The organism is Shimazuella sp. NTD247, assembly GCF_059510415.1.
In genome coordinates, this window is sequence record NZ_JCAJZU010000003.1 from 247936 (window position 1) to 271007 (window position 23072).

Genomic DNA, 23072 nt, shown 5'->3' on the forward strand with positions numbered 1-23072 from the left:
GGGAATAAACAGGGCCGGGTGGCCTCATCTGAATAAGTAAGACCACCCGGCAATGAGCAGGTTACGGATCACACTCCCATCGTCTTCTCAACCCGTCGAAGCTTGTTGATGCACACGTCAACGACGCGATAGAGTGCGTAGCCGAACGCACCGCACATCACGCCGCAGCCCGCGCCGCAGACAACGATCAAGACGTTTTCCATAATCCCTCCAATTTGAGGTTGCTCGTATTTATAGATTAAATGATTTAATCTGTATTATCAAATATAATAGGAGTTTAAAATGATTATCAGGCAGAGACGAAAAGTTCAATGACTCGGTATGCATTTCAACTTCTGGTTTTGTGTAGTGAAGTCATTAGGAATAAAGCACAAAAAGACTTGGGTTTTTGCATTCAAGTCGTTTTCTGCTCTTTTATGTTACTTTCGTTATTCATCTAGTTTTGTTTGCTTATCTAATATAAGTTGATTTCCTGGTAAATCATCAAGCCAAGCAGCATCGTCGGGACAATCTAAAACCATAAAATGACCATAAAAATCAGGATGACGGGCTTGAAGGTATTTTAAGTAAATTTTCCCTTTGTCTACAGCCAAAATTTCGATTTTTCCAGAGGTATGGCTCATAACAAAGCGAATTCGTTTTCCTAGACCAGAAGTTTTTGCTTTGGCCATTTCAATAACATGGTATGCGTCTCTAAGTGATAATACAAAGCTAGCATTTCCAGTTACTGGACGATTTTGAAATACATAATAAGGGGTTACTCCTGCCCAAGAAAGTTTATCTAATAATTCAGTGAGAATATCAGAGTTGTCATTGATTCCGCGTAATATTGGTGTTTGGTTGACCATGATCACGTTTGCACTTTGCAGAGCATGAATCGCCTTATATGCTTCTGGAGTTAATTCCCGAGGATGGTTAAAATGTGCCATTACATAAATTCGAGCATCAGGAAGGGAGTAATTGGATAAAGTCTCAAGTAATTCGGTATCTTCCTAAATTCGCATGGGATTAAACGCAGGTAACTTGGATCCAAAGCGGATGATTTTAACGTGAGGTATTTGACGTAGCATTCCAAGGATTTGTTTGATTTTTTGTGTAGCTAGAATCAGTGAGTCTCCACCTGTTAATAAAACATTATTGATTTGATGGTTTTTAGCAATGTAGTCTATACCTTGCCCAACTTCCATTGATGTTTCTTTTACATCATTTCGAAATAGTCGTTTACGAAAACAAAATCTACAATAGGCACCACATACTTCCGATACTAATAAGAGTGCTGTTGTTCCATATTTATGTTGACATCCTGGAACCACATAATTCAAATGTTCATCAGATGCATCCCATCTTCCATATTCATCTAATTCTTCTGTTTGTGGAACGATTAATTTATAGATTGGATCATCTGGATCTTCCCAGTTGACTAAAGAAAGGTAATAATCATTCACACGAAATACAAATTTGTCTATTATGGAACGAAGTATTTCTCGTTTTTCTTCTGGTATAGATTCAATCTTTGTTATATCCGTAAAATAGCGAGGCATGGGTTCTCTCCCTTAAATATTGAATATTTTGATATTTCAGTAGAATATGATAAGTAGTGTCTGGGTCGAGTTCATCCAACCCAGACGAGGAAAACAGTGAAGTTACTGTTCCTTGTTGCCCTGCTCCTTTTTCGCAAGTCGCTCCTTTCGGTTTCTCCATGACTGAGGGAAGGACTTGAGCACTCGAAATGCCACCACCAGAGCGAATAGCATGCTCAGAGCGATGATGTACGGAGCGGTTCCTGCTTTCTCCTCATGGTAGTAGGAGAAGGCAAAAATGCCAGAGAACAGGAGGACGCCTGCAACCAGTGCAACAACAAACGGATTCTTCATAGGAGCGTCCTTATGGGCTCGCAGATCCTTATCGGATCAAGTTGGACTATGATACTTACAGTATAACGAATAGGAAGTAATTTGTCTTTTATTTTGCATACGAAGTTTCTTTATCTCCAATCTAGAATGCCCCTCGGTTTTATAGAGATCGAGGGGCTGATTTATTATCACATATTTATTGTGTTGTAACTATCAGTTGTTATTTTGGTTACTCCATTGGTAGGAATACAAGTGAATGCTCTGTTATTTTTACAATATGGATTCGTTTTTTTCAGCGGATCTCGTCTATTTTTATGACATGAACTTTTGTCGACATCGGATGGGCTGATGTAAAAGAACTAAAGTTTCCAATCTGGTGTTCAATCTCCGTTACGCGATAAGTAAATGTTTCACTATTTTTGTCAGTTTTAAATTTGATAATGTCGCCAGCATTAGGAAGAGTTTGAACACTTTTGACAACGTACTCTTTTTTTACACCATTTTCTTCATATAAAATAGTAAATGTAATCATTGGTCTGGTCTGCATCTTCAAACCTCCTAGATTTAAAAATTGAAATAAAACCAATAGAGATAATAATATGTCCTTTTAGTATACTATAGATATTCGCATTTATTGCGTTCTTGCGATGATTGAAATTCGAATATTATAAAAAAACAGTTCTAGTCCAAAAGAAAGCAGAGAGTATAGGTCAAAAATACTTAAACTGGTTTGTGTTACAGATCGATTCTTAAAATAAAACAAGAAATCAAGGTATTCAAAGCTCAAAAGAACACATTTTACGTTTACCAATTTTATATGAATAAGTTTTCTAGCTATGCTTAGAAAAGCTGTTTTTAATATATGTATTCTGCTTTTATCCGAATGAATATTTGCAAAGTAATCCTCTCTACCAAATACATGTTAAAATCAGAATAATAAAAGAAAGGGGAGTAGGAGCATTGGGAAGATATGAATTAGAAAATGCTAAGAAGCGTTTAAAGGAATTGGAAAATGCGAATACCAATGATGATGGTGATTATGTGATTGGTTTTGGTTGGTCTGAAGAAATATTGAACTACAGTCAACTTCTAAGGGAGATCCGAGAGACAAAAGAAACCATTCGTAGATTAGAAAAATAAGAAAAAATGGAAACGGTTATCTATAAAGTATAAATGCTATGAGTCGTCTTCGGACGCCTTTTTTACTTATGTGGATACTATTGTTCGTTATGTAAGTTTGGAATAAATAAGTTATATTTACTATCTATATGACCTCCTTCTATGGAAATAATCAAAAAAATAATATATTGTAAACATAACAGCATGGATAAAAGGTCCATTGCATGAGTGGAAGAGACCAGCATGTCTGATAATAAAAAGGTAATCATTAGCGAAGTACTTTCTAAACCTTCGCATGTGGAATTTTACCTAGAGCTGAAACATGGTTTTACTCGTAGCGAATTGCTTGCTTCATTGAAGGAGTTTCGGAAATCCTATCGTTCTAAAGAATACAAGGTGGAGATCACTCTTCCAAACAATGTAGAGATGGATATTTTGTTCCGAAACAATTCGAATCACGAATGGGATTGGACAATGAAAGGCCAAGCAGTCCGTCTTTCGCCTGAGCATATGAGACTTTTTGAATCTATCGCGGAGATGCATAAAACACTTTTTTCTTAATTAAATAGGAATCAGTCCAGTGGCGATGGTGTTATTCTAACATCATCGCCAGTTAATTTTTTCTTAGGTTTTGGCTGATAAACAAGACAAAAAATCATGTTTAAATTAGATAAATACCTTTCTTTTGGTATAATAGGATTGCTATTTTTCACCCCCTATTAGCAAAGGGAAGAGGAAATGGACTGGAAGCAGTTTGCTGAGCAGATTCTGGTGGATTTGAGCCGGATGCAACCTTCAGATGAAGTGGGATGGACAAATCTCGCTGATAAGCTTGCAAGTTCTGGTGTGAAAGAAGTGAGGGAGAAGCGATCGGTGTTTTCCAGTGAAGAAGACAAGATTAAGTATGTACTGGGACAGATTCTTTTTCAACTTACAAAGGGATTTTATCAGGAACTGACGATGGCATACCAGTCGCTTGAAACGGAACTTTATAGGAGCGATAAATAGCCAACTTTGGACAGGGTGAAGCATTGCCCTGTCCCGTCACGAAAAAGTAATAGCACATGTTTATTCACAATGAAAATGGTTATCCAATCGGAGTGGATTTTTTGCGGAAAAGAAATCGAATGATAAAAATAAGGATCAATATAGTAAAGAAAATAAGGGCTATCCAGCCAATGAATAAAGGCCAATAGTTAGGTATATAGTCTGTTAGATTATTTGTAAACGCTAATAACAATACAATGGGAGTTGGCACTTTTATCCCCAGCATAATGGTGTTTGTTTGGCCTAATTTGAGATTCCAGATAAGCGTTTTTCCATCTATGCTCTTTGTCGTTGCATTTGTTTCTGTGGGAGCGATAGGTAGTGTGAGTAAAAAACGCATGCGCAAACGATCCAAAAAACTATTTACATATGGTGCATAAGGTCCAGCGATATTTTCGATCGTTTTATTTAGATTCACCGCTGTTTGATAACGTAAGAAAGTTTGGAAAAAACCACTATCAACCGTTAATTCTTTGATCGTATTTTGTGTGGGAGCGGCTACGGGCTTTGCTGGTATCGAAGAGGGAGCGACTACTGTTAATTCTTTGTTTAGTGGATGTTTTGCAATATTATCTACTGGTTTTGTGGCCACAAAACCAACTTTTCCTTTTTCATTGATCAGCTTGGCTTCATACCCTTTATAAGAATAAAGGGTGGCTACGTGTTGCAAGTATTTTTTTGCATAAGTATTGCCCAAAACCTTCCATTGGTAAATACCAGATCCATCTTTGTTTATACTTACATGTAGATCTCCTTGTACACAGCCAGTAATGATACTGATCCACATGAGGAAAATGACGGTAATCCCTCGTTTTTTATACATAGATGCTCCCCTTTTGAAACATTAGACTCTAGTATATTATTATAGTCGTTTACGATTGTTTCTATGATATAAGAAGTGAAATGGTAATAGAGAGCTATAGCTGAATAGGTAGAGGACTGATCGACAAATGGATCAGTCCTCTTGTTAGCTTCAAATGGGTATCTTGCTCAAAAGAAATAAGATACAAAGGACATACCTTTATCTCTTGCGAAGTCTAGCGTGCTGTTAATAAATGCTAAATTTCTCATGGACACTCTTTTTCCAAATTGAATGATGGAGTCGGTATGTTCTCCTATTAATCTTTCACAAAATAGTTGTCCAATCGCTTCCAGTTTTTCTTCTTCTGTGTTAAGTTTTAAAAAATCAATATGGTTGGCGTACTCCTTCACCACTAATATGCTATTATTTTTACTATCTATATCCCATTTCCATACATCTTTAAATGTCTGAGCATGAACTTCTTGGAAAATAAGCTTAGCTATGGACGGATCTGTTATTCTTAAAAATAAAATATAATGAAGTGCAAACTGCCTAAGATAAAGTAATTCAACTCTAATTTTGGATGGACTAATATCAGGATAGAGCAAGGCAATTGCTGAAACAGCTTTTTCGTCTTCGTCATTAGCATCCATTAAAAAACTTTGATACACATTCGCAATCTCACTAAGTTGCTCCATTACATTACCTCTGCTTCCTATTGAACTATATATTTCTTATACAACCATATTTCACTACCATTATGACCATTTTACCATTTATTATTTGATTAATTCTTACTTTTGTAAATAATTTCGGAGATCAATTCTAAAATAATAAATATGGGAATTGTTATATTTTTGATGACCCAATTCGAAGAAATATTAGAATATGACTTAAAAGTAATATTCAGTATATTTACTATTGTGTAAATAAATAATAAAATTATAAATGGAAGAAAGATGAAATGCAGGAGGGGTATAGTGGAATTTTTAGAACTTTCGCCAGACTTATATGAAAAATTTATTGTCAAACTAAACGTTAACCGTGCAACCAAGAATGATTTTAAAGGAGATAATTATGTTTTTGTGTTTAGTCGGTGTATTGATGATAGTTCCACTTATGGTGATGTACAAATCGAACTCGTACCAGTGAAAAAAATCCCCAATTTCCACCATAACCTAAAAAATGTCGAGCGAATTGAAATCAAAGACCATCATTTTGATGAGAATGAATTAGATGGGAAAAAAACAGTTCCAATTGGAGAATCGATTAAAATTATTAAAAACAGAGGCGACTTTGATACAAAGTATATTGCTGTCGTAGAAGACGAACAAACGGATCAAGTGAAGTACCACTTGCTGTTGACTAAAAATCGTGGGCATATTGGAGGATTTGAGCAGTTACCATATACCCTCTATCCGCTTCACTTTGAGATGAAAATGTTAGATTATAAGGTAAAGCAAGAGATGGATAAACTAGATACGAGTATTGAGCATGTAAAAGAATTAGACGGGTTTGATGAATATATGGAAGAAATTGTTCACCGTCTTGAGAAACAAAAGCTAAATGTGGAAAATCAGGTAAAGGGTGAATATCTTAGATCATTCTGCCAAGAAACAGACACGTAAACAAAAGCTTTTAACAATATGGAGAAGATATTTCTCGTGGTGGAGAAAATAGTGAAGAAATCCCTTCATTGGAAGGGGTTTTTTGCTTTGTGAAAGTTTTTTGATACAATATGATTGTCCGAATATCAATCAAACAAGTAGGAAACAAACATGAGTACTTCTTTCACGCAGGAAGAGGCGAAGGCTGCTTATCAGGAGTGGCGTAAGCAGACAAAGAATATGAATTCTCCTGAATTTCTAACCTATATGAAAAAGGTGGAAGAGCTGCTAGGTATGAGCGAGACAAAGATTCGCGCAGAGCTGAAAAAGCCTTATTGGACGGGTAAAATGATTATTTCGTCTGCCCGAAAGATGAAAGGCCAAGTTCACAGTCCTGATCATTTTCCGAGTGAACAGCTTCACTATGGTATTGTTGCTCAGTACTTGTCTCAGTTTGTTTAAGATATTTTGATAGTATGGGATTAGCAATCAGTCTAGTCCCATACCAGATTTATGTTCGGAGTTTATTTACCATTTGACTATATATATCGATTTTTTGTTGTGCCTCTGCTTTTGTACTCCCTACAGCTTCCATATATATTTTCACTTTTGGCTCTGTTCCTGAAGGACGAATGGCAATCCAACTCCCATCATCCAAAATGATTTTCCCTACATCTGCTGCCGGCAATTCCCCTATCCCTAGACGAAAATCTAACATCTGATATGATTTATTTGACCAAATTTGAAAGAAGTTATCAATGATGTTTTGCGCGTTCTCTGTTGATAAAGAAATAATTTTGGATTGATGATATCCAAATTGTTTATAGATGTCTTCCAATATATCAAACAGGGTTTTTTTCTGTTTTTTATAATGGGCTACTACGTGACAAAGAAATAGGCTTGTTTGCATTGCATCTTTATCTCGAACAAAATCTGCTAATAAATAGCCATGGCTTTCTTCAAATCCTATCATCAGGTCTTTATTTTTTTCAATAAGCTGCGCAATGTATTTAAAACCGGTTAGGGTTTCAATTGTTTTTACTCCGTAGTGAGCTCCAATTTTTCCTGCTAAACTTGTACTGACAATCGTAGTATAGGTTGTTCCACTTTTTTGTTGTTCTGATAGGAGAAAATAAAGCAGGAGAATACCGACTTGATTTCCAGATAGATGATGAAAGTCATTTTGATGTGGTATCATTATTCCTACGCGATCTGCATCGGGATCTGTAGCAATAATCAGATCTGCATCGATCCCAGAAGCTAACTCTTTTGCTAATTGAAATGCACTTTCTTCTTCAGGATTGGGAGATACTAAGGTGGGGAAATCAGGATGTGGTTGGCATTGTTCAGACACGAGATGTAACTGGATAAATGGTTCCTTTTTACATAGTGATGGAAATGTTTTGATTCCTGTACCATGCAAGGATGTATAAACAATATTAATTTTTGAATTTGTGATGGTACATGGTATGATTTGGTGAATTTGTTCTATGTATTCTTTTTCAATGAATGCAGGGACATCCATAATTTTTCCAGTCTGTTTTGCATGATCATATGTATAGGTGGGAATGGTAAGGACGTCATCTATTTTCTTCATTTGTTGTTCGATGTGTTCTGCTTGTTTTGGCATAAGCTGTGCGCCATCTGCTCCATAAACTTTATAGCCATTGTCTGTTGGAGGATTATGACTGGCTGTTATCATCACTCCTCCAGAAACACCTAATTTGCGAATGGTATAAGATAAAAGTGGCGTTGCACACATATCTGTGAAGAGATATACGGGAACTTGATGAAAAGCGAATAGAGCAGCTGTTTCTTCTGCAAATGATCGAGAATAGTGACGGTTATCATAAGCGATGACTATGCCTTTGTCATAAAGGACATTATCATGAGAATGAAGATAGTGAAAAAATGCTTCTGATACTTGGCGAATCGTAAATCGATTTAATCGGTGTGGTCCTAATCCGATGTTTCCACGAATACCAGCCGTACCAAAAGACAGCTTGGCTTCAAACTTTTTTTGCTCAGCTAGAGAGTAGTTTGCTAATTCTGCTTTTTCATCACAATGTAATACAAAAGAGTGTAGCCATTTTTCATAGCAGCTCACCACTATTTTCCTCCCGAATAAGTTTTTAAAGGGGGTAGTATGATGTCACATGAACATTTTCTTCATATGGCAATCCAACTGGCAGCAGATAATGTGAGAATTAAAAATGGGGGTCCTTTTGGAGCAATTGTCGTAAAAAATGGTCAAGTGGTTGGGAAAGGTGTAAATACAGTAACAACTGATTGTGATCCGACCGCACATGCAGAGATCCAGGCGATTCGAAATGCATGTGCAAATTTAGGCAATTTTCAGTTGGATGGTTGTATTATTTATACCAGTTGTGAACCGTGTCCAATGTGTTTTGGAGCAATATATTGGGCAAGACCAAAAAAAGTGTATTTTGCTTGCACCAAACAGGAAGCAGCAGATGCAGGATTTGATGATCAATTTATTTACGAGGAATTAACACTTTCGCATGAAAATAGACAAATACATATGGAAAAGTTAACTTCTGAAGATAAGTTGATCCCTTTTCAAGAATGGATGCATTCAACACAGCGAGTGGACTATTAATAGAAAAAAATCTGCATAGAAATAAGGTGTTTGAAATTGGTAACTTCCACACAATATGATGTCATGAAAGAAATTATGTTAAGCCGAGCGAGTGTAAAGCGATATGATCCAAATCATGTGATACCACAAGAACAAGTAGATGAATTACTTACCCTAGCATCATCTGCCCCATCTTCTTGGAACTTGCAACATTGGCGTTATCTGGTGATAACAAAAAAAGAACAAAAAGAAAAACTGCTCCCAGTTGCATTTGGACAGAAGCAAATCACGGAAGCCTCGATGATTGTCGTTGTCCTAGGAGATTTAGAATCATATCGTACGGCTCATCAAATTTATGGTGATCAAGTGGATCAAGGGTTGATGACACGTGAAATGCGTGATAGCTTGGTATCACAAATTGAAGGTGCATATGCAGATAAACTAAGATCACAGATGGATGCTACATTGAACTGTGGTTTAACTGCAATGCAATTGATGCTGGCTGCCAAGTCTATGGGCTATGATTCTTGTCCGATGGGTGGTTTTGATCCATCAAAACTGATAAAAGAATTTGAAGTTCCTGAACGATATTTTCCTGCTCTCTTGGTTGCGATTGGTAAACCAGCCCAGCCTGCTAGGCCATCATCTCGTCTTTCGTTGAACGAATTAGTGATCCGAGAATCATTTTGATTGTGTATATTTCTGTCTTTATATCGGAAAAGAAACCTACACTTTTGTAAAAAAGGTAGGTTTCTTTTATTTATTAATTTCATATATAATTTATATATGAAATCTAAAGAAAATTAGTAGAATTATTTTATGATAAAAAGATCGATCCCCTTTCCTGTAGTCATTCGTTGTAGGAGTGATAAATACATATGCATAATTCTGTTACACTATGGCCAAAATCCCAATTTCGGCTCCTTGTCCTACTATTAGTCATTGTTGGTGCAACACAAGGATTGGTTTCACCACTGATCGCCACCAGATTGGAACAATTGCACATCTCTCCAAGTGTTAATGGAATAAGTGCTGCTAGTTTGTATTTAGGTGTGTTTGTTTCGATGTTTTTTTGTGATAAATTGTTAAAATACATCGGTTTTAAAAAAACGATATTAACTGGAATAATAGTGATGAGTACAGCAATGCTGATATTTCCATTGATTAATAGTATAGAATGTTGGTCTTTTTTACGATTTTTACTTGGTATTGGCGATAATATTACTACTTTTGCTGTGCAACTCTGGATAGCGATAAATGTAAAGAAAGAGGAAAAAGGAAAGCGATTTTCTCAGTTTGGGCTGGCTTATGGACTTGGTTTAGGATTAGGTCCATTAGGATTAAATCTAGAAGTGTTTGGACATTCTTTTCCTTTTTTTATTATGCTGGTGTTTCTCATCTTCATTCATGTCGTCTGTCTCGTAAAGTTGGAGAAAAGTAGTCCACTTGCTGCTTCCGCTAAACCGCATAAGCTGATTCAACCAACATTTAGAGCTATTTATTTTATTGGATTTCTTCCTATGTTGGCTGCCCTTATCTATGGTTTTATCGAAGTTGGCATAGCGGGAAACTTCCCTGTGTATGGTATGAAAATAGGGATGACAAAAGTAGAAATATCTTTGCTTATCACAGTGTTTGTATGGGGAAGTCTATTATTCCAATTGCCATTGGGGATTATAGGAGATAAAATAGGAAGGCATAAGTTACTGCTATTGCTCTGTTCGTTTGGATGCGCAGGTATGGTCGTCGTTCCGTTTTTAGAAAATAATATGGTAGGATTATTACTAGTATTAGGTATTTTAGGTGGCATTATCGGATCCATGTTATCTTTAAGTTTAGCTTTTATAAATGATGTACTTCCACCTGAAATGATAGCAAGAGGAAATTTGATGACTACTTCGCATTTTGCGATTGGCAGTATGATAGGACCTTACATCGGTGGATTGCTGATGCAGTATACTACGGTTGCTTCCCTTTTTTATTTTTTAGCTGGTTCTCTATTTAGTTTTGTATTTTTTAGTATTATTTTTCAGTATCAGAAAAAGGAAAAAACAGTTATTCATGACATGAATATGCAATAGATTTTTATCTCGAATTCTTGTTAGGATAGAGGTATATACTTTTCCCCATCTTATCGATGGGGTCAGTTTGGCGTGTAGAAGGTTTGAGGTGAACAATATGAAACCATCGATCAACGAATGGTCTACGACTCGATTTTATATTTTTTTATTTTTAGTAGTAATATTTGGAGTAACGCAAGGATTTTTAGTACCAGTCATCACCACTTTATTGGAGCAGGCTCACCTTTCCCCTAGTTTAAATGGATTAAGTGCAGCAATGTTGTATGTGGGTATGTTATTTTCGATGTTATTTTATTCAAAATTAATAACTCGTTGGGGTTATCGTAATACTATCTTACTGGGAGTAACTATTTTGTTACTATCCCTTGTTTTGATCCTGTTTACGAAAGGGGTATGGATCTGGTCTATCCTTCGTTTTTTCGTGGGCATTGGAAATAATATCGCCTTACTCTCTTGTCAAGTATGGGTGATTGCTACCGTAAATCCAAAGTTTAAAGGTAGACGACTTTCTCAGTTCGGGATGATGTATGGATTGGGATTTGGTTTAGGTCCGCTGGGATTAAATGCGTTATCGTTTGGATTTGCCGTTCCTTTTCTTATTATTATTGCATTGTTAATTATTGCACTTCTTCTCTCGATGCGACTAACTAATGGGCATTCCAATTTTTCACAAAATACGACGGAAGCTACTTCAACAGCATCGATAACTTATAAAAATGTATATAAATTAGGATTTCTTGCCATGCTTCCTATGTTGCTATATGGATTTTTGGAAGTAGCGTTATCAGGAAACTTTCCGATCTATGGATTGAAAATGGGATTGACAAAGGCGGAAATATCATCATTAATCACTGCTTTTGTATGGGGGAGTTTGGTTCTTCAAATTCCGCTTGGTATGTTAGGGGATAAGATAGGCAGGAGAAATTTGCTGCGAATCTTATGCTTAACAGGTGGTATTGGTCTGCTCCTTGTTCCTTTGGCAGGAAATAATTTTGTGGTTTTATTTGTTTTGCTGGGACTATCTGGTGGGTTAGTTGGTTCATTATTTTCACTGGGTCTTGCTTATATGGACGATATTCTTCCTGCCCATTTACTGCCGAAAGGCAGTGCGTTGTGCTCAATTCATTATAGTATCGGAAGTATTGTTGGTCCTTATATGGGTGGAACACTGATGCAATTTTTAGGTATCTATTCTCTTTTTTACTTTTTAGGAGCAGCATTAATTGGCTATGTGATTGTTAGTTTTGTTTTTTATACTCATGGGTTATCCAGACAAAATACAATGATGGAAACAAATATTTCCTAATACTCATAGGAAGAGAATTCTTTTACTACACAGTATAAGGATTCTTTTTTGTAAAGATAAGTCTATCCGTCTAATTTCCTTTTGCAGCTCATAAACTGGGTATAAAGCTAGTAAAGGAGCAATTGATATGACAAAAAAGGAGCATAATCCGTTCCAAGATCAGTATCGGGTTTGGTATCCATACCATAGTCCTGATGATCCTTGTCCGCCAAAGGCAAAAGTGTATGTTGTTCCCCCAAATTTATTTTTAGGTTTTCAACCGCCAAATCTTCCGCAATATTCGAAGCAAGAGGCGTTGATGAGAGGTACCCTGTGGCCCGTTTTTTATAGTCCTTATCCTCCTAAAAAACGGAGGGATAAAGATGACGCATGATAAGCGCAGAGCATTACTGCGTAAACTTCAAGAAGTGGATTTTGTATTAGTGGAATTAAACTTGTATTTGGATACACATCCAAGTGATCAGGATGCATTAAATCAATACAACCAGTGTTCATTAGAAAGAGATGGCATTCGAGCTGAATACGAAGAAAAATATGGTCCATTGATGCATTTTGGTCATTCTTATAATCGCTATCCATGTGGTTGGAGTGAAGGCCCGTGGCCATGGGAGATTTAGAAAGTGAGGACACCCAACAAGGTAATGTTGGGTGTCTTTTTCATCATGTTTCAATTTTAATACAGGTTGTCCAGATCATAGATGTAAACTTTTTCTGATCCAACATTCAGAGACTTAATAATCGTCCCGTTGCGGAAGAGTTTGATGATGGATCCAGAAGTGGGGACAAGTGCACGAGTTGTATTATCCATTTCTTTAGACCATGATCCATTATGGCACTCTACTCGATCAATATCCCCATATGCTTCTGTTCCTCCATTCATGTCAGCAATTTCCAAACGCCCCTCAATGAAAAGCATGATGAAGTCCTCTCTCTAGATGATCTTTCTATCTATTTATAACATATATTTAAGGAAAATTGCGAAAATAAATATTTATTTCCTACATTCATGAATGAAGGGGAGTTAAATACAAATGGCTTTTTAAAAAAAGATTTTCTATAATGGATATAAGTATAGCAAGTGCCACGCTAGGAGTAGTCATGAGTGGACTCAAAGGAACTGCCGCTTTCGTCTCGATCAACGCAAAGGGGATCGGTGGAGGTCGAACGCAGCTTGGATACGCTCCTTCTCCCGAACTCAAGGCAGTTATCGACATTCTGTTCTCGCAGGATGTTCCTACCACTGTTGCGTTGGAATCGTATCGATCTGGAATGAAGCGTATCCAGATCAGTATTGATGCTCGTAAGCTGGTGGTGGAAAGTTTCAAGGTCAGTGTGATTCAAGAGCTTCTGAATATCTTGAGGGAGTATGTGAGTCGCAAGCAGCCTATGCAGACTCTGTCCATTCCCGAGGATTCGGAGTACTTCGAAAAGCTGCTCGCATCTTTCCCAGGTGATGAAGTCCATCGCGTACATGAGTTCGTGTTCAGGCTCTTCGAGGGTGAGTTGAACCAGAACATCAAGCGCTTGTGTTCAGACCTGGTGTACTGTGTGAAGACTGGCATGATAGAAGACCCGAAGGACAAGCTGAAGCTTGCACTCGAGCAGTTGCTTCCTGATTGTTAAAAAGAATGGGAGCAAAGGCTGGCGTGACACTTCCTCATGTAGTGACTAGATTATATATCTGGTGTACTGCATGGGGTGTGAACATAATCATTTTTTTAATATAGAAAATAAGCATGACAAAAAATCTCCTTTAGGGGAGGTTTTTTCGTTTTAAAAAATCTTATAATGTTTCAAATAACTATTAATATTTGATATATTTATATATTAGTATAGGAGGTTTATAAATGAATAAGGGATTTATTTACATATTCATAGCGATAATAAGTCTTTTTTTAGCAGCATGTGGAGCACCTGTCCATTCTGACTCTAACGTGCATCAAAACAACTCATCTTCAAATAACTCGTCTTCAAACAATCCACCAACAGATGACTCTTGGGTTACCGATCAGCAAAAATGGGCCGAACAAAATATGTCCGCTCCTGAGAAATTAGTTAATAACATTATGCTTTCAGCGGAAAAAGGAGCGACGTACCCTGATGCAAATATTGTTTTAGGAGATACATCTCAAGCTGTAAAAAACATTTATGGTGCGCCAGAAAAAAGTGATGCAACCTATATGGATTATAGTAAATCCCATGGCATTTCAATTGGTCTGGAAAACGGCACTGTCTATCAAATCGATTCCACTAACTCTCAATTTCAAACGATAACTCAAAATGATATTACCAATATACTTGGAAAACCTACGAAGTCAGGTTTCGAAGGCGGCAGTGAATATTATGAATACCAATTGAAAAATTATCGTTTATTTTTTAATTTTGATGGAAATAAAGTATATTCTGTTTCGATACAATAAGGATTAAATTTATAGGTGAGAAAAGACAAGCCCTATTCTCTCATACAAAGAGAATGGGTTTTTCTTCATGATACAGATATTCTAAGCATATATTTTTCGTATGAAATTACTTTTTTGAGGTGGGGATATCTATTGTGGATATATGAAAAGAAATTACAATATCCAGTGAAAGTAAGTCATTGTAATCCGCATTTGGCAAAGTTACTCATTGAGCAATATGGCGGGGCAGATGGGGAGCTAGCAGCAGCACTCCGTTACTTAAACCAACGCTACACTATACCAGATAAAGTAAAAGGATTGTTAACCGACATTGGGACGGAAGAGTTTGCCCATTTAGAAATGATTGCTACGATGGTATATAAGTAAACCATATCATTATAGGTATAATTAATTACAACTGAATGGAATGATAAATCAAACAAATATCTCCTGATATAAAGGTGTTTTTATTCTAGAGAAGTGATTTTTAGTTTAAAATGCGACGTCCCTCAAGTCAAAGATTCCAGTTCCTAATGGAACGAATCTAGCTTAAGGGACATTGTCACACAGCGGAAGGTGTTAGTCGAAGTCTGCGAGTAGCCTGTCACGACGGCCGAACAGCCAGCCATCAGACCTTCGCTGGATCACGGTGACCATACTCCGGTCAACGATTACAACAATTCCACTTGTTTCGACCTTAGCAAGGTCGATGCAGAAGAGTTTTTGGTTGCGGGAGAAACGTGGCTCGACTTCGATGATCTCGGGCAAATTGCCCCAAACCCGGTCGAACCACGCCCCGCCACTGAGGGTCCTCCTACTCCGGAACTCCTCCTTCCACTCCCACAGAAGGAGAGGAATTTCTAGTGAGGTAGGGGGAACTTCTTCGCAAAATGCGCTCTCCAGCACCCTGATCAGTTTTTCCGAACTCATCAGACTGAACCGGTAGTCAGATTTCAAACCGCGGACGTCTCCTCCTTTTGACACAAGCAGCTGAAGCTCTTTGGTAGCTTCGTACTCGGCGAAGATGTCACTTTCGTATGATCCGATCATGACTAGCCTTCCCAGACGTATGGTACGTCTATATGTTGGTGTGACGATAATTTATTATATCATAATCATCCTAATACCCAAGCAAAAAACCTCCAACATTGGAGGGTGAGGTTTTTTGGATGTATTTTTAAATTTTCGGATGAATGACAATAGAAAACTCGTCATTCTTTTGATGTTTTTCTTTGGTGTAGATACAGCGGTCGATAATGGTTTTAAGCAGTAAGTTTTTTTCTTTAGCAGTTTCTAAAGTGGTGTATATATCTAAAATGTTTTCAATTTTGGGGATGATATCTAATTTGGCTTTTTGTCTTTCCATTTCAATCTCCAGATCAATTTCGGATTGATTTAAAGCATGGTGTAATTCATCCAATCGACTTGCGATCTTTTGAGATCGACTAATAAAAGTAGCTTCATCATATATCCCTCGTTCTAGAAGGTCATGCAAACGATCTTGTTGTTTTCGGAGATCGTTTATTTCTATTTTTAGATTTTTGATTGTCTGTTCATAGATGGCAGTATGGGGTTCATTTTCCATATACTCTTTTGGATCAATTTTTAATTTGTATTCTTCTAACCAGTCGTACAGAGCCTCCAAGATTCTTCTTTCGATATGTTCTAGTCGGCTGCTTTTATTGCAATTTCCACCACGCCCTCGATTGGTACAAACAAGATGCGGCCATTTAAACTTTGAATTGGATGCTCTTACTAGGGTTAGAGTGCCGCCACAGACCCCGCAAATAATTAATCCTGCCAGGGGATTTTGTAATGAAGTGGTCTGTTTCCACCGGGGATTTCTCTTATTGATTCGAATGTCTTGGGCTTTCTCGAATATTTCTTCTGAAATAATTCCTTCATGTTTCCCATCTACTATTATTATTTCATCTTCTTGTCTATTTCTAGTATCCACTCTTTTATTAGGATCAGCAGATTTCACTCGTTCTACTGCTTTCCATCTGATTTTACCAATATAAATTGGATTTTTGATGATTTGAAGGATGACGTTATTAGACCATTTTGAACCAGTGTACGATGCGATTCCTAGTTCATTAAGTTTTTTTGCGATATTTGTAGTACCTAATCGCTCATTCGGATTATCACTTGTATACCATTGAAAGATCATTTTCACGATAGGAGAAGTTTCTGGATCAGGAACAAGGGTTAGATCACCTGTTTTTTGATAGCCGTATGGAGCACGAGTTCCAATGTAATTTCCTTCTTGTACGGAACGGATTCTACCATTTTCTAGACGGCGTTTAATGATGTTAAATTCTTTCCTTGCCATAAAGGCTTCGAATTCACTGTATTCTTCATCAAATTGATCATCCAAATCATAGATTTTGCGTGGTGTAATGATCTTCGTTTTGGATTTTTTAAACGTTTTCAAAATAAATCCCTGGTCTTGCATATCTCCACGGCCAAGTCGATCCATGTCCATACAAAGCACTGCATTGTATTGGTTGTCACTTACTTCCTCCATTAACTTCAACATTTCCGGCCTATGTATTAGACTTTCTCCAGAGACAATCTCTTGATAAATCTTAATGATATTTAGCTTTTTCTCTTTGGCTACCTGAAGCAAGGCTTTTTTGTGTTTTGCTAAAGTTTCACCTTCACCCTTCATTTCGGATTCGAGATCAGCTCGTGATTTTCTCAAATACATTGCAACTCTTTCCATTGATTCACTTCCTAAATTTCAAGGCTAGTCCGATCGTTTCTTTTGCATATGTATGGAATAAGAGGTGGTAATATGCAGGAGATACAAAAGGAACCATACAAAGACGGTATGATGTACCACATAGGTAAAACAGATATATATATTGTAAATCCATTGATAACAGAGGAAGAAAGGAACAATCGTTTAGAGGAAGTGAAAAGGGTACTATTTCACCTATTGTATAAGAAGAAATCTACTGGATGTATAGATATTTGAAATATAGTAAAGATGAACTTTAGTTCACCTGGGTTTTAGGTGTGATAAATTGCATATTTTGGTTAACTTCCTTGATGTAAATTCCTTTGAGTGGTTTTAGTGAAAAAATCGTCAAATATAAAAAGCGATCTAGGGAACTAGATCGCTGCTGTGTGTTGTTGAATGTAGATGTTGCTGGCGATGATTGAAATATTTGGTATAGTGGGAAAACAATGTTTTCATAGCTTTAGAAGATATTTCGGAGCTTGATGAGGAAAAGCTGTCAATTGAGGGGAAATATTTTTGAGATTATCGCGATTGTATAAGTAAACTACTGAGGAAGCTGCAATATTGTCCTCCATATTAGAGAACATTTTATAGTGCAAGAGGTGATGTATATGGATGGTTCCTGTTCATGACAAACTAGTATATCAACATAACATCATTAAATGAAACCTCTGCCAAATCCAAAACGAGGTAAAATGAATTTAATGGCAATTAAAAATAAGAAGATTAGCATCGACTCACCTCCTCTTATCGGGAGCTATATATCTTATGTGGAAGATTTTAATTCTGTAAAGGTATCTAACCTACTTTTTTGTTCAATATAAATTTAATTTTGGAGTTGAGATATACCCACGGGTGGTGTTTTCATTTGGAGGGGGTACGGAAATAGGACGAAACTATTAGGTCTATAAATCAGTATCCATTGCCTGAGGGGTAACAGAAAGGGAAAAAACGGAGTTGGCAAAATGGCACATATATATTTATAGCAAAGGGAGAATATTTGAAACTATTGAGACTCTCCACGACTAAAGTCGTGGGATTCTTAGGTAGTTAGCGCACGCAGTCCATTTCTGTTTTGTGCAACTCCTAAGTTTGGGGCTGTCTCATCAGCCCATCCCATGCAGTTAGAAGTGTACCCACATGGGCGGAACGCCTGTTACCAGCGCTCTAGTTCTTTTCCTGCCTCTAATGGTTTTACTCGGTGGGAGACGTATCCATTTGCCACCGAAACCCTATACCACTACATTTTCAAAGAACAAACCTACTACCAGTAGGATGATCACCGATCATGTGTTCTAATATACAAAAGATTTGTTGTTCTTGCAACCCCTTTTTTTGGGGTTTCGAACAACGCTGCTTTTCATCCCACGATTGAAACCGTGGGCTTTCAACCAGCATAATTCTGTAAAAAACATGGTGAAGAATCAGAAGCTGTCGAAATCGATCACCGATGCTTCGTGGTCGGAGTTTGTTACGATGCTAGAATACAAAGCGAAAGAATACGGAAGGAAGTTGGTGAAAGTGGTAAAATCCTTACCGTCCAGTCAGCTTTGTTCGAGTTGTGGCTATAAAAACAGAGAAGTGAAGCAACTCCAGTTACGAGAATGGACATGCCCAGAGTGTGGCGTTCCCCATGATCGAGACATCAATGCAGCCAAAAACATAGTGAAAGAAGGTAGAAGATTACTTGCCGTGGGGCTCACGGTCTAAGCTTGGTAAACTTCCTTGGAATACCAGGGATTACCCAAGAATCCCACGGCTTTAGCCGTGTGGAGTTGTCAATAAGTATAGTAAAATCGGAAGAGATGATCATTTCTCTGATTTCGTCTAGTGACAGGATTTCTATCTTAAACTGCAAAGTAGCCCAAGCGAAAGATGGTTAATCGCTTATCCTACAGGTGTTTGACTGTTTCTTGGGTATGTGAAACGATTCGGGAAAAAGGGGTCACACTTTCTATCGTTGACTAGTAAATCATGGTTCGTTTTGAAATTCGGCGATCCTAAAAACAGCGTGGTAAAATAGGTATAGTTGACGGAGGATAATGTTATGATTTGGTTTTTATTGCTTGTTGTTATTCTTGCTTCAGTAATGGGATTTTTCCAGGTTCCGATTTGGTTCATGTATGGCGTATTGGCGGTTTTGATTATTTTCTATTTTATCCGAAACCCGCTTGTGTTTGGGAAAGATCCCGAAAAGATGGTGGCATACCTAAAAAAATCAAAAGCACCACACTTACAATTCCTGTTCTATTTTCTTCATGGGGATTTATCGGCGGCGGAAGATGTGATGGGGAATATCCGCTCGAAAAAGGCGAAACAAGGCTCCGAATTGATGATCTTAATGGAACGAAAAGAATATGGAAAGGCAAAAGATCTCCTTGCGAAAATGAGTGGAAATAAGACAAGGTGGTACGCTTTGTCGGATATCGCGATTCAGGAAGAGGACGCTGATTCATTCAAACAATATAAAGGAAAGATAAATGACACGTTCCTTTTAAACTTGTTGGAAGTCGATCAAGCCGTTTTTGATGGGAGAAGGGAAGAGGCGGTTACACTGCTCGAGAACATGATTCCTAAGTTAAGAGGTTATAAATTACTGACAGCTGTACAATTCCGGAAACAAATACTTGAAGGGAGAGTCTGAAAATCCGAAGCATGTTTTCGGATTTTCATTTTGTTTTTTTTCGCCATCCCTCAAAAAGGTGGAGTAAGGATTACAATAAACAAAAAAAGAGGGGTTATCCCTCTTTTGGTTATCTAAGTTTGCAACTCAGTTATTAAAAGATTCAAATTTTCTTCAGTGGTGTTCCATTCATTTGGAGTTAGAACAATTTTTTCGATGGGAACTCCTCCTCTTTTTGTGGGTATTCCAACATTTTCATTATATCATTTATTCAAAATAAAAGGTATTTTTAAACGAGAGCAAACCAGCATTTGTGTCACCAAGTGCAATTTGCCCAATAAATGGAATCTACCTGACGGACTAGAGCATGAACCGTTTCACTAAAAAAACCCATGATTTCAAGGAAGTCATAGTGGTGAAAGCAATCCCTAGGAATGATCCTGTCTTTTAGCGAAAAAGGCTTGTCCCTTTGGTCTCGTTCATGCTAATCGTCTCTAATAAGAGAAACACGTCTGTGCAGCATCCAGTTATCCGGACCACCCGTATATAGTAAAATCATATAGATGAGAGTCATTAAGGTAGATATATGAAACCGTGGGCAAGATCATTCTGCAAAGGGAAAACATGGCACAACTGTTGTCATGCTTTCACTGCATCCAGTGAGTACCTACTAACACCTCGAATGCATAGACTGAATGCTTTCAATAGCGATCATACTCGCCTTTTTTGTTGTTTTTTGAAATTGAGGTGAATAGAAACCAATAACGCGATTTTACATCATATATACCTATGTCATTGCCTTATATGATAATAACACTCAGAACGGAGTATAGTAGATATTTTGCATACATCTTATGTTGTAATCATCTGAATAGAATATTAATAATTTCATGTGAAGATAATAATATTGGTGTACAAGGAAGTGTTATATACTATAATAGATTTAGGCTGAGATACAGTCGATGGGCTATGAGAGGAATCACAATGACGAAGCTTGTTCTGCCTGATGAGATCGCAGCAGTTTGGGAGATTGATTGCCATCTTCGTGTTAAAAAGTTTATCAAACCTAGTCCGAAGGCTCCCAAGCTAATTACTTTTAAGCTCGTGGATGATTTTTATCTCCAGGTTACGCATCGTACTGTTTGCGTGACGCATAGTCTTGGTAATTCTACTGAATCAATGCTATTGACGGTTGACAATGATTCAGCATATGGTCTGTTTCTTCCGTCAGGTCAGTCGAAAGAAATGAAGACCCCAAAAAATATTAAGGTCTGTACTGTCAAGAGAAAGTAAATCATAAAGAAGTATGATTTATACTTTTAATCTGGGCAGCATCGAGTTGTCCAGATTCTCGAATATAAGGAAAGTATATAGATGGAGTCAGTCGTCATTCGACGGCTTTTTTATTTTATATATAAGGAGTTGATCGAATGATCCAAAAACTCAGAGAAGGTGATACAATTCAATTGAAATATAGTTGACGTGGAGTTGTATTCTACATCAATCGTAGAATTAAGCAGTATCAGGTGATATGTAGAGATGATTATCATGAATTGGTTCCGTTTGAGTTTGTTTAAGAAGTCTATTTTCTGTTTTAAGCGCAATTAGAATTTCAAACAAACCATACATGAATACAGGTATTGAAAATAATAGGAACATAGGAGGTATGCGATATGAAGATCAAGAGAATAGATCATGTGAGTATAAATGTAAATGATCTTTCAAAGGCTAAAGCGTTTTTTCTTGATTTAGGACTTGAAGTGCAAGCGGAATGGGAATTGGACGGAGAACAGCTGGACAGAATAGTTGGCCTTAATGATGTTAAAACGGCATGTGTAGGATTGGGGATGCCGGATGGTCAGACATGGATAGAGCTAGTCAAATATTATACGCCGTCAGATGAAAAAGATATTCAGCAATCTTTTGCAAATACGCTGGGTATCCGACATATTTGCTTTGCTGTTGAAGATATTGAAGCTATTGTTGCAAAATTGAAAAAGAAGGGTACGGAAATATTCAGTGAGATACAGCAATATGAAGACAGTTATAAGTTATGCTACGTTCGTGGTCCGGAGGGAATTATTTTAGAGTTGGCGGAGAAAATCAGATAAATATGGAATGGGACTTTAAATGATATAGATCTCCAACTTTAAAGATTTCTTCTTAACTATCGGGGCTTTAACACAATTAGGAATATAATTTAAGAGCCTAAAATATGCAGGTTTTTATGCATTACTTGCCTATTTTGGCTTTTTTACATTCATAAAAAATACTTCCATCTATAGCATTTTTAAATTGCCAAATACACCAACATTTCACGTATTAACCTACTTTGCGGACTAGAACAAGAACCCTGTTAATACCATACAGAAAGGATGATAATAATGAGTAATCCAGATTTAGAAAAGCGTTTTAGCTATCACCCGGCAAAAGAGGGACAACCAGCAAAATATATTGATCGGAGAGAAAAAGCAAAGGAACTAGCATATCTTATCGATGAGCTTTGTCCTAACTCACGTAAAAAGTCATTATCTCTTACAATGTTAGAAGACGTAATCCATACGGACATCCCTCGACAGCGGGAACCGAGAGCAAATTGTCATCTATAAATGGCAGGCGGGCGTGTCCATACCGGATACGCCCGCCTTGTCTCACTTACGGGTTTTACATTGTTTTGATGTTCGTGATAATCACTCGCAGGCCCGGAGTGTTAAAATCGCTCAACAGTTCGCGTGCCGTGACTGGATCTTTCTGTCCGATGAGCCAGATCTCAAGCATCTCGGAGTCGCGAGGGAAGGCTTTGGTAACCTCCGCCTCATTCTTTAGCGACAGGAGCGCTTCCGCGGCTTCAGAATGGAGTCCATACGCTCGTCGTTGAACATAATGGTTC

At 37.4% G+C, this 23072-nt stretch carries 27 protein-coding genes and 3 pseudogenes; 20 read left to right on the top strand and 10 right to left on the bottom strand.

What is annotated here, in order from left to right; translation table 11 throughout:
- Window positions 1-68: 68 nt before the first annotated feature.
- The 4 genes and pseudogenes from AC5WOC_RS09605 to AC5WOC_RS09620 all read right to left on the bottom strand — a co-directional run bounded on the left by AC5WOC_RS09605 (window position 69) and on the right by AC5WOC_RS09620 (window position 2400).
- A complete protein-coding gene (locus AC5WOC_RS09605; RefSeq protein WP_496055194.1) occupies window positions 69-203 on the bottom strand; it encodes a hypothetical protein in 135 nt (44 codons plus the stop codon).
- Between the two features lie 225 nt (window positions 204-428).
- Window positions 429-1541 (bottom strand): annotated as a pseudogene (locus tag AC5WOC_RS09610) (KamA family radical SAM protein).
- Between the two features lie 102 nt (window positions 1542-1643).
- Window positions 1644-1874, bottom strand: coding sequence for a hypothetical protein (locus tag AC5WOC_RS09615; protein WP_496055195.1), 231 nt, complete (start codon window positions 1872-1874; stop codon window positions 1644-1646).
- Window positions 1875-2145: 271 nt separating this feature from the next.
- Window positions 2146-2400: a hypothetical protein gene (locus tag AC5WOC_RS09620; protein WP_496055196.1), complete on the bottom strand. Its 255-nt coding sequence runs from the start codon at window positions 2398-2400 to the stop codon at window positions 2146-2148.
- Between the two features lie 413 nt (window positions 2401-2813).
- Between AC5WOC_RS09620 and AC5WOC_RS09625 the strand changes: the two genes are divergently transcribed.
- From AC5WOC_RS09625 to AC5WOC_RS09635, 3 genes are all read left to right on the top strand, one after another.
- Window positions 2814-2993: a hypothetical protein gene (locus AC5WOC_RS09625; protein WP_496055197.1), complete on the top strand. Its 180-nt coding sequence runs from the start codon at window positions 2814-2816 to the stop codon at window positions 2991-2993.
- Between the two features lie 222 nt (window positions 2994-3215).
- A complete protein-coding gene (locus AC5WOC_RS09630; protein ID WP_496055198.1) occupies window positions 3216-3533 on the top strand; it encodes a hypothetical protein in 318 nt (105 codons plus the stop codon).
- A gap of 177 nt (window positions 3534-3710) precedes the next feature.
- Complete coding sequence (locus AC5WOC_RS09635; RefSeq protein WP_496055199.1) at window positions 3711-3980, top strand: hypothetical protein; 270 nt, start codon at window positions 3711-3713, stop codon at window positions 3978-3980.
- Window positions 3981-4059: 79 nt separating this feature from the next.
- Here the strand turns inward: AC5WOC_RS09635 and AC5WOC_RS09640 are convergent, their stop codons facing one another.
- The gene (locus AC5WOC_RS09640) at window positions 4060-4842 is read right to left on the bottom strand and encodes a hypothetical protein (protein WP_496055200.1); all 783 of its coding nucleotides are present in this window, start codon (window positions 4840-4842) and stop codon (window positions 4060-4062) included.
- Window positions 4843-5009: 167 nt separating this feature from the next.
- The gene (locus AC5WOC_RS09645) at window positions 5010-5519 is read right to left on the bottom strand and encodes a hypothetical protein (RefSeq protein WP_496055201.1); all 510 of its coding nucleotides are present in this window, start codon (window positions 5517-5519) and stop codon (window positions 5010-5012) included.
- Window positions 5520-5801: 282 nt separating this feature from the next.
- Between AC5WOC_RS09645 and AC5WOC_RS09650 the strand changes: the two genes are divergently transcribed.
- On the top strand, window positions 5802-6449 hold the full coding sequence (locus tag AC5WOC_RS09650; protein ID WP_496055202.1) for a hypothetical protein: 648 nt from the start codon (window positions 5802-5804) through the stop codon (window positions 6447-6449).
- A gap of 150 nt (window positions 6450-6599) precedes the next feature.
- Complete coding sequence (locus AC5WOC_RS09655; protein ID WP_496055203.1) at window positions 6600-6890, top strand: hypothetical protein; 291 nt, start codon at window positions 6600-6602, stop codon at window positions 6888-6890.
- 49 nt (window positions 6891-6939) lie between these two features.
- Here AC5WOC_RS09655 and AC5WOC_RS09660 read toward each other — a convergent pair whose 3' ends face one another.
- Window positions 6940-8535 (bottom strand): phospho-sugar mutase, encoded by a 1596-nt coding sequence (locus AC5WOC_RS09660; RefSeq protein ID WP_496055204.1) that lies wholly within the window; start codon window positions 8533-8535, stop codon window positions 6940-6942.
- Between the two features lie 42 nt (window positions 8536-8577).
- On the opposite strand from AC5WOC_RS09660, the gene AC5WOC_RS09665 reads away from it, so the two are divergent.
- The 6 genes from AC5WOC_RS09665 (at window position 8578) to AC5WOC_RS09690 (ending at window position 13031) form a co-directional block, all read left to right on the top strand.
- Window positions 8578-9048 (top strand): nucleoside deaminase, encoded by a 471-nt coding sequence (locus AC5WOC_RS09665; protein ID WP_496055205.1) that lies wholly within the window; start codon window positions 8578-8580, stop codon window positions 9046-9048.
- Window positions 9049-9084: 36 nt separating this feature from the next.
- The gene (locus AC5WOC_RS09670) at window positions 9085-9717 is read left to right on the top strand and encodes a nitroreductase family protein (protein WP_496055206.1); all 633 of its coding nucleotides are present in this window, start codon (window positions 9085-9087) and stop codon (window positions 9715-9717) included.
- Window positions 9718-9905: 188 nt separating this feature from the next.
- Complete coding sequence (locus AC5WOC_RS09675) at window positions 9906-11108, top strand: MFS transporter (protein ID WP_496055207.1); 1203 nt, start codon at window positions 9906-9908, stop codon at window positions 11106-11108.
- A 97-nt stretch (window positions 11109-11205) separates the two neighbouring features.
- On the top strand, window positions 11206-12414 hold the full coding sequence (locus AC5WOC_RS09680) for an MFS transporter (protein ID WP_496055208.1): 1209 nt from the start codon (window positions 11206-11208) through the stop codon (window positions 12412-12414).
- Window positions 12415-12541: 127 nt separating this feature from the next.
- On the top strand, window positions 12542-12787 hold the full coding sequence (locus AC5WOC_RS09685) for a spore coat associated protein CotJA (protein ID WP_496055209.1): 246 nt from the start codon (window positions 12542-12544) through the stop codon (window positions 12785-12787).
- The gene (locus tag AC5WOC_RS09690) at window positions 12777-13031 is read left to right on the top strand and encodes a spore coat protein CotJB (RefSeq protein ID WP_496055210.1); all 255 of its coding nucleotides are present in this window, start codon (window positions 12777-12779) and stop codon (window positions 13029-13031) included. Before AC5WOC_RS09685 ends, AC5WOC_RS09690 begins: the two co-directional genes overlap by 11 nt.
- Window positions 13032-13087: 56 nt before the next feature.
- Here the strand turns inward: AC5WOC_RS09690 and AC5WOC_RS09695 are convergent, their stop codons facing one another.
- Window positions 13088-13330, bottom strand: coding sequence for a hypothetical protein (locus AC5WOC_RS09695; RefSeq protein WP_496055211.1), 243 nt, complete (start codon window positions 13328-13330; stop codon window positions 13088-13090).
- A 182-nt stretch (window positions 13331-13512) separates the two neighbouring features.
- On the opposite strand from AC5WOC_RS09695, the gene AC5WOC_RS09700 reads away from it, so the two are divergent.
- The 3 genes and pseudogenes from AC5WOC_RS09700 to cotJC form a co-directional block, all read left to right on the top strand.
- Complete coding sequence (locus tag AC5WOC_RS09700) at window positions 13513-14037, top strand: hypothetical protein (protein WP_496055212.1); 525 nt, start codon at window positions 13513-13515, stop codon at window positions 14035-14037.
- A 224-nt stretch (window positions 14038-14261) separates the two neighbouring features.
- Window positions 14262-14834 (top strand): DUF4309 domain-containing protein, encoded by a 573-nt coding sequence (locus AC5WOC_RS09705; RefSeq protein ID WP_496055213.1) that lies wholly within the window; start codon window positions 14262-14264, stop codon window positions 14832-14834.
- 132 nt (window positions 14835-14966) lie between these two features.
- Window positions 14967-15197: pseudogene (gene cotJC, locus AC5WOC_RS09710) on the top strand (spore coat protein CotJC); the annotation flags it as partial.
- 195 nt (window positions 15198-15392) lie between these two features.
- On the opposite strand, the gene AC5WOC_RS09715 reads toward cotJC, so the two are convergent.
- Together AC5WOC_RS09715 and AC5WOC_RS09720 are read right to left on the bottom strand one after the other, a co-directional pair.
- Window positions 15393-15863, bottom strand: a complete 471-nt coding sequence (locus AC5WOC_RS09715; protein ID WP_496055214.1) for a hypothetical protein — start codon at window positions 15861-15863, stop codon at window positions 15393-15395.
- Window positions 15864-15990: 127 nt separating this feature from the next.
- The gene (locus AC5WOC_RS09720; protein ID WP_496055215.1) at window positions 15991-17538 is read right to left on the bottom strand and encodes a recombinase family protein; all 1548 of its coding nucleotides are present in this window, start codon (window positions 17536-17538) and stop codon (window positions 15991-15993) included.
- 72 nt (window positions 17539-17610) lie between these two features.
- Between AC5WOC_RS09720 and AC5WOC_RS09725 the strand changes: the two genes are divergently transcribed.
- From AC5WOC_RS09725 to AC5WOC_RS09750, 6 genes and pseudogenes are all read left to right on the top strand, one after another.
- A complete protein-coding gene (locus tag AC5WOC_RS09725) occupies window positions 17611-17793 on the top strand; it encodes a hypothetical protein (RefSeq protein WP_496055216.1) in 183 nt (60 codons plus the stop codon).
- Between the two features lie 1170 nt (window positions 17794-18963).
- Window positions 18964-19269 (top strand): annotated as a pseudogene (locus tag AC5WOC_RS09730) (RNA-guided endonuclease TnpB family protein); the annotation flags it as partial.
- A gap of 337 nt (window positions 19270-19606) precedes the next feature.
- Entirely contained in the window at window positions 19607-20203 is a 597-nt protein-coding gene (locus AC5WOC_RS09735; protein ID WP_496055217.1) for a hypothetical protein, read from the top strand.
- Between the two features lie 963 nt (window positions 20204-21166).
- Entirely contained in the window at window positions 21167-21475 is a 309-nt protein-coding gene (locus AC5WOC_RS09740) for a hypothetical protein (RefSeq protein ID WP_496055218.1), read from the top strand.
- A 380-nt stretch (window positions 21476-21855) separates the two neighbouring features.
- Entirely contained in the window at window positions 21856-22293 is a 438-nt protein-coding gene (locus AC5WOC_RS09745) for a VOC family protein (protein ID WP_496055219.1), read from the top strand.
- Window positions 22294-22566: 273 nt separating this feature from the next.
- A complete protein-coding gene (locus tag AC5WOC_RS09750) occupies window positions 22567-22791 on the top strand; it encodes an Acb2/Tad1 domain-containing protein (RefSeq protein ID WP_496055220.1) in 225 nt (74 codons plus the stop codon).
- Window positions 22792-23072 lie beyond the last annotated feature (281 nt).